This window comes from Siminovitchia jepli, from assembly GCF_047228825.1.
Taxonomy (GTDB): Bacteria; Bacillota; Bacilli; order Bacillales; family Bacillaceae_C; genus Siminovitchia.
In genome coordinates, this window is sequence record NZ_JBFEGN010000098.1 from 1 (window position 1) to 11,989 (window position 11,989).

The following is an 11,989-nucleotide window of genomic DNA, read 5'->3' on the forward strand; positions in this document are numbered from 1 at the left end:
TCCCTGAAGAAAAAAAGTAAAAAATGTCATTTTTCTATTTTACAATCTGACATAATACGATTAGCGGAAAATAGGTTCTAATATTCATGGATTGGTGTTTTTTAACCCAGGAAGCAAAAGCAAGGTAATTACTAACAATAATGCGAACAAAATGCTTGAACGGATGTTGAAAAAGTTTAAAATAGAACCAGTCACCATACACGGATTACGCCATACACACGCCAGTGTATTACTGTATCAGAAAGTTTCGATTTATTATGTCTCCGAACGATTAGGCCATTCAACGATTGATACAACCATGCGGCATTATGCTCACGTGATAAAAGAGTTGCGGGAAGAGGACACCAAAGCAGCTATCAGTACATTCGAGAATATGAGGGTTGTGTAAAATTTGTGTAAAAAAGTTTCAAAACCTATCGTTTTAAATCGTATTCTACAAGATAAGAAAAACACCGAAAACATTGGTATAACAACATTTTCGAGTGTTTTGTGATGAACCGGACTTATTACATATTTACTTGGAAACGCCCTCGGCAGGAATCGAACCCACATTTCAAGAACCGGAATCTTGCGTGTTATCCGTTACACTACGAGGGCATGTTTTTTCCGTACGATATATGATTATAATCCAATTATATAAAGGTTGCAACCCTTTTTTTAGTTTAAATTGCGGCAATATGGATAATATGGTTTGTATGGAAATATATTTTTGGGGAAGAAAGCGAATTGTTTGACCTTCCCTGACCATCCATGTATGATATCATTACATACAATGTAATACACAAATTACCAAAGGCTTGTTTAAAAGCCTTGAGAAAAGAGGAGGATAAGCATGACCTTAATTCCAACAGTTATTGAACAAACAAACCGCGGGGAACGGGCTTACGACATTTATTCCAGATTGCTCAAAGACAGAATCATTATGCTTGGCAGTCCCATCAACGATACGGTAGCGAATTCCATTGTTGCTCAATTATTATTCCTTGAGGCGGAAAATCCTGAAAAAGACATATCCATTTACATCAACAGCCCGGGTGGAAGCATTACAGCCGGAATGGCCATTTACGATACGATGCAGTTTATCAAATCCGATGTGCAAACGATTTGCATAGGGATGGCCGCATCCATGGGTGCATTCCTGCTTGCAGCCGGAACAAAAGGCAAACGGTACGCATTGCCAAACAGTGAAGTCATGATCCACCAGCCGCTTGGCGGAGCGCAGGGGCAGGCAACAGAAATTGAAATTGCAGCAAGGCGCATCCTTTCCATGCGTGAAAAATTAAATAAAATTTTGGCCGAACGTACCGGCCAGCCGCTCGAAGTGATTCAGCGCGACACTGACCGCGACAATTTCATGTCTGCAGAAAAGGCGAAAGAGTACGGCCTCATCGACCATATTATTCAGCGAAATGAAGGACTGAAGACAGACAACAAATAACGGCAACAAAAAGGCCATCCCGGCGTTCTTTACGGACTCCTTGGGGTGGCCCTTTTGCTCCTATTGTTCATTTTCCACAAATTCAGCAAGCTTTTTCAATGCGTCCTCTTCGTCGGGACCTTCTGCAATCAATTTGATGGCTGCTCCGGAACCGGCGGCTAAACTCATTAGTCCCATGATGCTTTTCGCATTTACTTTTTTGCCGTCTTTTTCAATAAAAATGTCCGATGAAAAGCGGTTTGCTTCCTGAACGAATTGAGCGGCAGGCCTTGCTTGCAATCCTGATTTTAATTTTACTGTTACATCTTTTTCTGCCAAAATAATTTCCTCCATTCTTTATTTTTTATTCAATAAAAGAGAACGATCGCCGTGGCGCAGTTTGTTGGCAATCTCATCAATTTTTCGCAGTCGATGATTAATGCCGGACTTGCTGATTTGTCCGCTCGACACCATTTCTCCCAATTCTTTCAGTGTTACATCTTGATGGGTTATTCTCAGCTCTGCGATCTCCCTCAATTTATCGGGGAGCAAATCAAGACCAACGGTATCCTGAATATAGCGGATGTTTTCAACTTGTCTGAGCGCCGCCCCGATCGTTTTGTTCAAATTGGCCGTTTCGCAATTTACGAGGCGGTTGACCGAGTTCCTCATATCCCTGACGATCCTGACATCTTCAAAGCGGAGCAGTGCACTGTGGGCCCCGACAATATTCAAAAACTCGGTTATTTTTTCGGCTTCCTTCAGATACGTGATAAAGCCGTTTTTTCGCTCCAACGTCTTGCTGTTCAATTGAAAAGAGTTCATTAACTCACATAAGGAATCGTTATGCTCTTTGTACATCGAAAATATTTCCAAATGATAAGAAGACGTTTCCGGATTATTCACTGATCCCCCGGCCAAAAAAGATCCGCGCAAATAGGATCGCCTGCAGCATTTCTTCTTGGTCAAAACCGGGGATATTTCACGGATGAACGTAAATTGGTCTCCCAAAATCTGCAGATCCTTCAGCATCGGTTCCGCATTATCCCGAATCCGGACAATGTAGACATTATTTTTTTTCAACCTCATTTTTTTGCGGACTAGCAGTTCAACTGCCGCATCATAGCTTTTTTTGATCAAAATATAAATCCTTCTCGCAATGGCCGCGTTTTCAGTTTGAACGTTGACGATCAGTTCCCGGTTTGAAAAAGACAGGGAACCATTCATCCTGATCAGTGCCGACAATTCGGCTTTTGTACAGCAGTCTTTCACAGATAAGTTTGTCAGTTCTTTTTTCGTTTCCGAGGCAAACGACATGAGAGATTCCTCCTTTACCAACTTTTACGAGTTGGCAATTCGGCTCACGTTGGTTTCCAATAATGTATAGAGGATGTTAGCTACTTTTTCTGTATCGTGACGAATCAGCCCCTGCTCAATGGTGGCAATTTCGTCACATATTACTTCCATCCCCAACGAACGGAGCTGATCAAAATGAAAATAGACAGGTACGGCCATTTCTTCCTCATATCGGTGCTGCAAGTCTGAAGGAATACCATTGTCATTGACGATGATGGTGTCTATGAATGAGCATCCCATATGGTCGTTGAGCGCTTTGACATGATCCGCTGCCGTGAAACCGCGGGTTTCTCCAGGTTGGGTCATCAAGTTGCAAATGTACACTTTTTTCGCCTTTGCAGTGCATACTTGCTCACCGAGACCGGGGACGAGTAAATTCGGGAGAATGCTCGTATATAAACTGCCCGGCCCAATGACAATTAAATCGGCTTCTTGAATGGCTGCCATCGTATCCGGCAATGGTTCAATCACTTTCGGAGTCAAAAAGACACGTTTAATTATTTTTCCCGAAAATGGAATTTTTGATTCCCCGGAAACGATCGTGCCATCGGTCATTTCTGCGTGAAGCACCACACTTTGATTGGCAGCGGGAAGAACCTTTCCCCGCACGTTTAAGACGCGGCTCATTTCTTTTATGGCATGGACGAAATCGCCGGTAATGGACGTCAATGCAGCGATAATCAAATTTCCGAGAGAATGTCCCGAAAGCTCACTGGACGTGTTAAAGCGATGCTGAAACATCTCGACTATGAGCGGTTCAACATCCGACAAGGCCGCGAGAACGTTTCTGATGTCACCCGGCGGAGGGATTTCCAGTTCATTGCGCAAGCGCCCCGAACTGCCGCCATCATCGGCAACGGTAACAATCGCTGTCAAGTCAATGGGAAAATTCTTTAATCCTCTAAGCAGCACCGGCAATCCGGTTCCTCCGCCGATGACGACAACTCTAGGCAAAGGTTTATTTTTCATGTAGCCAATCCCCTTTTTTCTCGATGTCACGGTGAGTGATCCGGATTTGATAGTCATTTTCAAAATATTGTCCAATATATTCGGCCAGTGTCACGGAACGATGCTGGCCGCCCGTACAGCCAATGGCCACAACAAGCTGGCTTTTCCCCTCCCTTTTGTAATGGGGGAGCATAAAGCTGAGCAAGTCAGTCACTTTGGCCAGAAATTTTTGGGTGTCGCTCCACTTTAATACATAATTGGAAACTTCCTCTTCCAAGCCGGTTTTGGGCCTCATATGGTCAATATAATGGGGGTTTGGCAAAAACCTGACATCCAATACAAGATCAGCATCAATCGGAATACCGTGTTTAAAACCGAAAGACATGACGTTGACCGTAAAAATCGCCTGCCTATCCGCCGAAAACTCAGTGAGAATTTTTTCACGGAGCTCTTTCGGCTTCATAATTGACGTATTATAAATGTGCTGTGCCCGTCCTTTTAATTCTTCCAGCAGTTTGCGCTCCTGCATGATTCCTTCCAACGGCAGGCCGGACGGAGCAAGCGGGTGTGAGCGGCGTGTTTCTTTATATCTCCTGACAAGAACAGCATCATCAGCATCGAGAAACAAAATTTGCGGGGTAATCCAATTAGAGTCCGATAGCTCATCAATTACCCGGAGGAGCGTGTCAAAAAACTCCCTGCCCCTCAAGTCCATCACTAGTGCCACCTTGTTCATTTTGTTGCCGGATTCTTTCATCAGTTCAAGAAATTTCGGCATCAATGCAGGCGGCAAATTGTCCACACAGAAAAATCCGAGATCCTCAAAACTGTGAATCGCGACTGTTTTTCCGGCACCGGACATTCCGGTAATGATGACCAATTGGATATCCTCAGTTGATCCACTTAACAATGATCTCACCCCTTGTCACTAATTAAAGCTAATTAGAAACCTTTTATATGTATATGCATCGCCGGCAGGGAGTTCTTCTCCAAAAACGAAAGCGGACTTCGGTCTGAAGGCAGCCACGCCTTGGCTCTGCTTGTCAAACAACTGCATATGCTCATGTTCGAACTTCAAAAAAAGATGTTCACCATATTATACTATTTTCGCCGCCAGAAAAACAGTGACGAATCAGCGTCAATCAAAGAAGCTAAAAAAAGCACAGGATCACCTGTGCTCAAAAAAGGGATATTGTATAAAAAGGGGGTCAATATCTCATATATAAATATACACAAATAACATTTCACCACTGTTACAAACAGATTAAATGGCGATTACGGCTTATTGGCAAGCTGTTGATCCTTTAAATGTTCAATATATATTTGTGCACTTTGGGCAGCAATGCTTCCATCCCCGGTTGCTGTAACAATTTGTCGAAGCAATTTGTCGCGGACATCGCCTGCGGCAAAGATTCCCGGTATACTTGTCGCCATGTTTTCGTTTGTTTCGATATAACCGGATTCATTTGTAATTCCGAGATTCTCCACGGATTTGGTGAGCGGGTCCATTCCAATATAGACGAACACCCCGTCCGTTGAAAACTCCCTTTCTTCCCCTGTTTCCGTTGAAACAAGTGTGACAGAGCCCACTTTTCCGTCTTTTTCGTTGATCTGCTTGACAGTATGGTTCCAAATAAAATTAATTTTTTCGTTTGCAAATGCCCGCTGTTGGAGAATCTTTTGCGCCCGCAGCTGATCCCGGCGGTGAATAATCGTTACTTTGGAGGCAAACCGCGTCAAATAGGCTCCTTCTTCGACAGCCGAATCCCCTCCGCCAATGACGACCAGCTCTTTGTCTTTAAAGAAGGCTCCATCACAAACGGCACAATAGGAAACGCCGCGGCCGGTCAGTTCCGCTTCCCCCGGAACACCGAGCTTTCTGTATTCGGCTCCCGTAGCGATGATGACAGACAACGCTTTGTATTCTTTCGAACCCGCTTTTACAATTTTATGGGATCCTTCGTCGACAATTTCTTTTACGTCGCCGTACGCATATTCAGCACCGAATTTTTTTGCGTGCTCAAACATTTTGGCAGAGAGGTCCGGACCCAAAATATGGTCGAATCCGGGATAGTTTTCAACATCCGCCGTATCGGCCATTTGCCCTCCGGGAACCCCGCGCTCAAGCATGAGGGTCGACAAATTCGCCCTTGATGTATAAACAGCAGCCGTCATGCCGGCTGGTCCTGCACCCGCCACGATCACATCGTACATTTTTTCTTCCGACATGTTTTTTTCCACACTCCTTTTACAGGTAAAGCTAATCATAACATCCACTTTAATTGTTATCGTAATAAAGTATTTGCCGGACGTCCAAACATATGCTCATATTTAATAAAACTTCAATCAGCAGAAGTGTTAATGCCGGATAAAATAATCCGCTATTTTATTTGTATATTTGCGCAAGGTGGCGGGAGAGATGCCGTATTGCTTGGCAATTTCGCGCTGGGTTTTTTTCTTCTTTCTTTCTGTTGCAGAAAGATACTCTGTTGCTGCCGCCAAAGCAAGGGGGTTTGTCAATTTTTCCCCGGTTTCAAGCATCTTTTGAAAAGCCGCAAACCAGTCGACCAGCAGGACGGACAGTTCAGAATGGTTTTCGGCGTGCTGCTCGTACAATTCCAGCGCTGTTTCGTGGCCTGTTTTTATATCAACATTTATATTCATCGTTTGGCCTTTTCCCATCTGAAGTATCGTTGCCAAATAGGCCTTCTCCGGAAAAGTAAATTCTTCCAGCGGCTTGAAAGATGGATGTGAAATAATCGCATTTTTGCGTCCGGATATTTCCATGAAAAAGATGGCACAGAGCCGTTCCGGAATGTTGTGGCTGCGCAGCAATTTTAAAATAATATCTTCATAATGGTTATCTTCGCCGTTTGGCTGGTTTACATCCTCATTCCACGGCTCGGAACCCGCGTTTTGGGGTTCCAGGATCATAAGCTGGTTCCACGCCGCTTCCGCCGTTTTTTTATTCCCTGTAAAAAACGCCGCTTTGGACAGCCAGTAATAGTATCCCGGACTGCCGGCATAGCCGGTCTTTTGGAGCTTTTTCAACCAAAAATAAGCCTTTTCATACCTTTTCGTCAGTGCAAAAGTAGCACCCAGCTTGTAGCGGTGTTCAGGATTGAGCGGCTGGATTTTTTCCAATACTTTTAAAAGACCCTGTAATTGTTCTGTTTTTTGTTCATAGTAATAAAAAACGGCCAGGTTGCATAACGCATGCAAATTTCCTTTATTCTGGTCGAGCACCTTTTCAAGAGTCCGGAAGGCCTCATGTGTATTCCCCTCGTAAAAATAAGCGAGCGCCATATTATTATAAGCCGGCCAAAAATCCGGATGGGATTTGATCAGCTTTTTTAATAGCTTGACGGCTTCCTGGTAATGGCCGTCTTCAAGCATGGCCTTGGACTTTTCCTGCATATATAAAAGCGTTTCCTGTTCCATGGAGGATTCCGCTTCGTCTTCGTGCCGGTTGATCCATTCGAGCAGGTCTTCCGCATCTTCCGCAAATTCACCGACTTCATCCGTATCCAGATAAAGCCTTACATGGCGGTATGCTTCCGAATACACACCTAGATGGGCATAATTATTCGCCAAAAAGTAGTGGCATTCCGTCATTCTCTCATCCATGTCATTGAGAATGGTTAAAAGCAATTCGTTCGACCGGGCGTATTCCCCCGTTTCTGTATAAACGAGGGCAAGCTGGCAGGCAATCATCGGTTCCATTGGCTCCAGCTCCAGAGCACGCTTCAAGTATTTTTTCGCCTTCGGAAAGTCAAAGCGGTCATACGCTTCCAGTCCTTTATGAAAATAGTATTCTCCCGTCGGTATAAACGAATAGACTTTCGCACGCCCCTTACATTTCTTTGGATCTTTGGACATCTTATTTCCTCCGTTTTTATCGTCCTTTGTCGCTTTTTGTAGTATATCATACTAGCAATCTTCTTTGTATCTTAAAAAGTTGCCGGATCCCGTTTGAAAAATGTATGATGGGACGTTGGAGAATAGGACTGTCCATCCATTTTTCTTAATAAAAATGAAACAGCCTCCGGCAGGAGGCATTGAATGTCTTGAAACACCTATACAGGGTCCGCTTTTCTTCGTTCTTCCATTTCTTCTTTCGTATAAATGACTCTCATCGGATTGCCTCCGGCAAATGAACCTGCAGGGACATCTTTGTGAACGAGCGTTCCTGCGGAAACAATCGCACCATCCCCGATTGTGACACCCGGAAGGATTGTGGAATTGGCGCCAATCATCACTTCATTTCCGATTACCACATCGCCGAGCCGGTATTCTTCAATCAGGTATTCGTGGGCCAGGATGGTCGTATTATAACCGATGATCGAGTTTTTGCCGACCGAAATTTTTTCGGGAAACATGACATCAAGCATGACCATCAGGGCAAAGGACGTGTTTTCCCCGACTTTTACGTTTAGAAAAACGCGGTACAGCCAATTTTTCATCGCCAAAAAGGGCGTATAACGCGCGATTTGTATGACAACAAAATTTCGGACCACTTTCCAGAATGGAACCGTTTTATATACATGCCAAAGGGAATTGGCTCCCCTGACGGGAAACCGATCCGTTCTCCTCATCGTACACCCACCCCGGCGATTTCCAATAAATCGGGCATTTTTTCCAACATAAAGTCCGGCTTATACTGCTCCAAATAATCCTTTCCCTTTAAGGACCAGGCCACTCCGCACGTATAGGTGCCGGCATTTTTTCCGCCTAAAATATCGTGGTAATTGTCTCCGATCATGATGGCTTCACGCGGCTCCGCTTCAAGTGCATCGAGCGCTTTTAAAAGCGGTTCAGGATCGGGCTTGGCTTTTTCCACATCATCGAGCGTGATGATGACATCAAAAAATTCATCCAGGTTCGTAAGCTTCAATCCTTTTACAACCGTTTTTCTGATTTTCGTTGAAACGATCGCCATTTTCATGCCATTTTCATGGAGTGTGCGGATCGTTTCATATACGCCTTCAAATTCTTGGACGAGGAGATCATGTTTTTCCATATTAAACTTCCGGTAAATTTTGACCATTTCTTCCGCCTTGTCGCGATCGACACTTTTGAATGCATCAATCAATGGCGGCCCAAGAAACGGCATGACATCCTCACGTTTGAAGCGGCCCGGAAAAAACTGCTCAAACGTATGCAAATATGATGTAACGATCAGTTCGTTCGTATCAAGCAGTGTTCCATCCAGGTCAAATAAAAGTGTTGTGATTTGTTTGTTCATATTTACGCAACTTTCCCTTCTCTCGCATTATCCACTTGCCTCCAAACAGCGGCCACGACACACGTAAGCAGGACAGCCGTGACGAGCCGGATAAAAAACAGCGGCAATATCGGAATTCCGAGCGGCATAAAAATAAGCGTATCTTCCACAACAGCATGGCAGGCAACAAGAAAAATAAAGGCAAGCGTTGCATCCTTTTTGGATACCCCGTCTTCCTTGACAGCCTGGATCATGACTCCCGCCCCGTAGGCCAGCCCGAATACCAAGCCTGCGGCCATTGTTGTGGATGTATTTTCCTTCATTCCGAGCATCCGGGTGAACGGGGAAGTCCAGCGGGAAAAAGTTTCAAGCCAGTGATAGTCCTTTAAAAGCTGGATGCCGATCATGAGCAGGATGACAATCAAGGCCAGTTGAAGAATGCCAAACGCCGCTTTTTTTACAGCAAGCAAAGTAACAGCGGCCATTCCGGCCACTTGTTCTTCCTGTGCGGGAATCATTCCGTATTGGGCCATCTCCTGCCCGCCGCTCCAGACAAGGTGAATGACAATTGCCGAAATAAAGGCCAACCCGAGCCGCACCGCGAGGATTACCCAGAAAGAAACGCCGACTTTGACGGCAACGGACGATTCAATCAACAGGTTATGTGAAAATGAAAGCATGACGGCGATGATAAAGACTTCTTTTACCGTCAAATCCAACGATAAAATCCCGCCGATGCCGGCATATAAGTTTAAAAAATTCCCTAAAACGAGCGGAATGGCTGCATCCCCAGATAAACCGAACAGTCCCATAAACGGTTCCAGGAGGCGGATCACCCACGGCAGGACGGGGGTGTGCTGCAGCAAAACAACGATCAGCGTAACGGGAAAGATGATTTTCCCTAATGTCCACGTCGTTTTCAAGCCAACGATCCCGCCGTTTTTCAGCGAAGTTGCAAACATTCTTTATTCTCTCCAATACATGGTAAATTTCATTCGTAATAACCGGCTTTTGCAAGGCCCGCTTTTCTTCTATACACGATGATCATGATGGCAACAGCGATTAATACGAGTGATATGACTTGTGCCATGCGAAGGGTGCTTGTCAACATAAGACTGTCCGTCCTCATGCCTTCAATGAAAAAACGGCCGACGGAATACCAAATCACATAGGATAAAAAGAGTTCCCCGCGGCGCAGATTTGCTTTTCTCAGCATGATCAGCAGCACAAACCCCAATAAATTCCAAATCGATTCATACAGGAATGTCGGGTGATGATAAGCCCCTTTTATGTACATTTGATCAATGATAAATTGAGGGAGGTGCAAATGCTCAAGAAATTCCCTTGATACTTCTTCGCCGTATGCTTCCTGGTTCATGAAGTTTCCCCACCGGCCGATGGCCTGGGCCAGAATGATGCTGGGCGCGGCAATATCGGCAAGCTTCCAAAAGGATAAGCCGCGCGATCTTGCAAAAATAATGGCTGTCACGACTGCACCGATAAGCGCTCCATGGATTGCAATGCCGCCTTCCCAAATTTTGATGATATCTCCCGGGTTTTGTGAATAATAATCCCATTGGAAAAGAACGTAATAAGCTCTTGCCGAGAGGATCGATATCGGAATGGCCCATATCAGCAGGTCGGGAAAAACTTCTTTATCGAGTTTATGCTTTTCCCCTTCGCGCATGGCAAGGTAAAGGGCAATGGCAATGCCAATTCCAATTATAATGCCGTACCAATGGACCGGAAGCGGGCCTATTTTGATCGCGATCGGGTTTAACGGCTGAATATTCGGCTCCATATGCTCAGCTCCTCATATATGACAGATTTCTGATAAAATTAGTCGTCCAGCTCTTTTTTCATGACTTCCGACAGGCGGCTTGCAAACTGTTCGGCCGCATTCATGCCCATTCTTTTTAACCGAAAGTTCATGGCTGCCACTTCAAGAATAACGGCAAGATTGCGGCCGGGCCTCACCGGTACTGTCAATTTTGTAATTTCCGTATCAAAAATCTTTATTTTTTCTTCATCCAAACCGAGACGGTCGTAATGCTTGTTTTCATCCCATAATTCCAAGTGGATGGTTAAAGTAATCCGTTTATACGGACGGACTGCACCCGCTCCAAACAGGGTCATGACATTGATAATACCGAGCCCGCGGATTTCAAGCAAATGCTCCAGCAATTCCGGAGCCGTTCCGACAAGGCGGTCCATGTCGACCTGCCTGATCTCAACGCAGTCGTCCGCTACCAACCGATGGCCCCTTTCAATAAGCGCGAGCGCCGTTTCACTTTTTCCGACTCCGCTTTGGCCTGTTATCAAGACGCCGACGCCAAATATATCGACAAGCACCCCATGCACGGCAGTCGTCGGTGCAAGTTTGTTTTCCAAAAAATATGTCAAACGGCTTGTAAAACCGGTCGTTTTCATCGGAGTTCGCATAACCGGAACAGACTTTTCTTCAGATACTTCAATCAATTCTTGCGGAACATCCAGATCTCTTGTAATGATAATGCCCGGAGTCACATCACTGCATAACTGCTCCATCCGAAAACGCCTCTCCCGCTTCATGAGCATTTCAGTGAATTTGACTTCCGTCCTTCCCAAAAGCTGCAGGCGCTCAGCCGGATAATAGTGAAAAAAGCCGGCTATTTCCAACCCCGGCCTTGAAATATCACTTGTCGTCACAGGCCTATGAATCCCATCTTCGCCGCTGATCAACTCCAGGTCAAATTCTTTTATAATATCTTCCGTACGAACTGTCGCCAACGGAATCCCTCCCATAAAAAAAGCCTCTTGCTGTTCAAGTTCAAAATCATAGACCAAAAAATCCTCACCCTGTCTATTTTAGCATTTTATCGGAGTGAATCTCTACCCCTCAACTTTTTTCTTCTTTTTAAAACAAGTTGGCCTTCGTTTTTGACCCGGAAGCTGGAGCTTTAATGGGTTGATTGTGTATCCGCAGGTATTTTTCGGTATCCGCGGGTATTTTTCGGTATCCGCGGGTATTTTTCGGTATCCGCGGGTATTTTTCGGTATCCGCG

The 11,989-nt window shown here is 45.0% G+C and carries 12 protein-coding genes, 1 tRNA gene and 1 pseudogene; 2 read left to right on the plus strand and 12 right to left on the minus strand.

Annotation, left to right across the window (positions count from 1 at the left end; all coding sequences use genetic code 11):
- Window positions 1-76 precede the first annotated feature (76 nt).
- Window positions 77-388: pseudogene (locus AB1L08_RS19540) on the plus strand (tyrosine-type recombinase/integrase); the annotation flags it as partial.
- A gap of 137 nt (window positions 389-525) precedes the next feature.
- Here AB1L08_RS19540 and AB1L08_RS19545 read toward each other — a convergent pair.
- A tRNA-Arg gene (locus AB1L08_RS19545) sits at window positions 526-597 on the minus strand.
- Window positions 598-832: 235 nt separating this feature from the next.
- On the opposite strand from AB1L08_RS19545, the gene clpP reads away from it, so the two are divergent.
- Window positions 833-1,438, plus strand: coding sequence for an ATP-dependent Clp endopeptidase proteolytic subunit ClpP (gene clpP, locus AB1L08_RS19550; RefSeq protein WP_413066307.1), 606 nt, complete (start codon window positions 833-835; stop codon window positions 1,436-1,438).
- 60 nt (window positions 1,439-1,498) lie between these two features.
- Here the strand turns inward: clpP and AB1L08_RS19555 are convergent, their stop codons facing one another.
- The 11 genes from AB1L08_RS19555 to hprK form a co-directional block, all read right to left on the minus strand.
- Window positions 1,499-1,756 (minus strand): HPr family phosphocarrier protein, encoded by a 258-nt coding sequence (locus AB1L08_RS19555; protein ID WP_413066308.1) that lies wholly within the window; start codon window positions 1,754-1,756, stop codon window positions 1,499-1,501.
- 18 nt (window positions 1,757-1,774) lie between these two features.
- On the minus strand, window positions 1,775-2,734 hold the full coding sequence (gene whiA / locus AB1L08_RS19560; RefSeq protein ID WP_413066309.1) for a DNA-binding protein WhiA: 960 nt from the start codon (window positions 2,732-2,734) through the stop codon (window positions 1,775-1,777).
- 24 nt (window positions 2,735-2,758) lie between these two features.
- Window positions 2,759-3,742 carry a gluconeogenesis factor YvcK family protein gene (locus tag AB1L08_RS19565; RefSeq protein ID WP_413066310.1) on the minus strand — a complete coding sequence of 328 codons (984 nt, stop codon included), beginning with the start codon at window positions 3,740-3,742 and terminating at the stop codon, window positions 2,759-2,761.
- Window positions 3,732-4,631 carry an RNase adapter RapZ gene (rapZ, locus tag AB1L08_RS19570; RefSeq protein WP_413066311.1) on the minus strand — a complete coding sequence of 300 codons (900 nt, stop codon included), beginning with the start codon at window positions 4,629-4,631 and terminating at the stop codon, window positions 3,732-3,734. Before rapZ ends, AB1L08_RS19565 begins: the two co-directional genes overlap by 11 nt.
- Window positions 4,632-4,996: 365 nt before the next feature.
- Window positions 4,997-5,950: a thioredoxin-disulfide reductase gene (gene trxB / locus AB1L08_RS19575; RefSeq protein WP_413066312.1), complete on the minus strand. Its 954-nt coding sequence runs from the start codon at window positions 5,948-5,950 to the stop codon at window positions 4,997-4,999.
- A gap of 129 nt (window positions 5,951-6,079) precedes the next feature.
- A complete protein-coding gene (locus AB1L08_RS19580; protein ID WP_413066313.1) occupies window positions 6,080-7,600 on the minus strand; it encodes a tetratricopeptide repeat protein in 1,521 nt (506 codons plus the stop codon).
- Between the two features lie 197 nt (window positions 7,601-7,797).
- The gene (locus AB1L08_RS19585; RefSeq protein ID WP_413066314.1) at window positions 7,798-8,316 is read right to left on the minus strand and encodes an acyltransferase; all 519 of its coding nucleotides are present in this window, start codon (window positions 8,314-8,316) and stop codon (window positions 7,798-7,800) included.
- Window positions 8,313-8,966 (minus strand): pyrophosphatase PpaX, encoded by a 654-nt coding sequence (gene ppaX, locus AB1L08_RS19590; protein ID WP_413066315.1) that lies wholly within the window; start codon window positions 8,964-8,966, stop codon window positions 8,313-8,315. The genes AB1L08_RS19585 and ppaX overlap by 4 nt, the downstream gene beginning before the upstream one ends.
- 2 nt (window positions 8,967-8,968) lie before the next feature.
- Entirely contained in the window at window positions 8,969-9,907 is a 939-nt protein-coding gene (locus AB1L08_RS19595; RefSeq protein WP_413066316.1) for a nucleoside recognition domain-containing protein, read from the minus strand.
- A 29-nt stretch (window positions 9,908-9,936) separates the two neighbouring features.
- Window positions 9,937-10,746 carry a prolipoprotein diacylglyceryl transferase gene (gene lgt, locus AB1L08_RS19600; RefSeq protein ID WP_413066317.1) on the minus strand — a complete coding sequence of 270 codons (810 nt, stop codon included), beginning with the start codon at window positions 10,744-10,746 and terminating at the stop codon, window positions 9,937-9,939.
- A 38-nt stretch (window positions 10,747-10,784) separates the two neighbouring features.
- Window positions 10,785-11,714: an HPr(Ser) kinase/phosphatase gene (gene hprK, locus AB1L08_RS19605; protein WP_413066318.1), complete on the minus strand. Its 930-nt coding sequence runs from the start codon at window positions 11,712-11,714 to the stop codon at window positions 10,785-10,787.
- Window positions 11,715-11,989 lie beyond the last annotated feature (275 nt).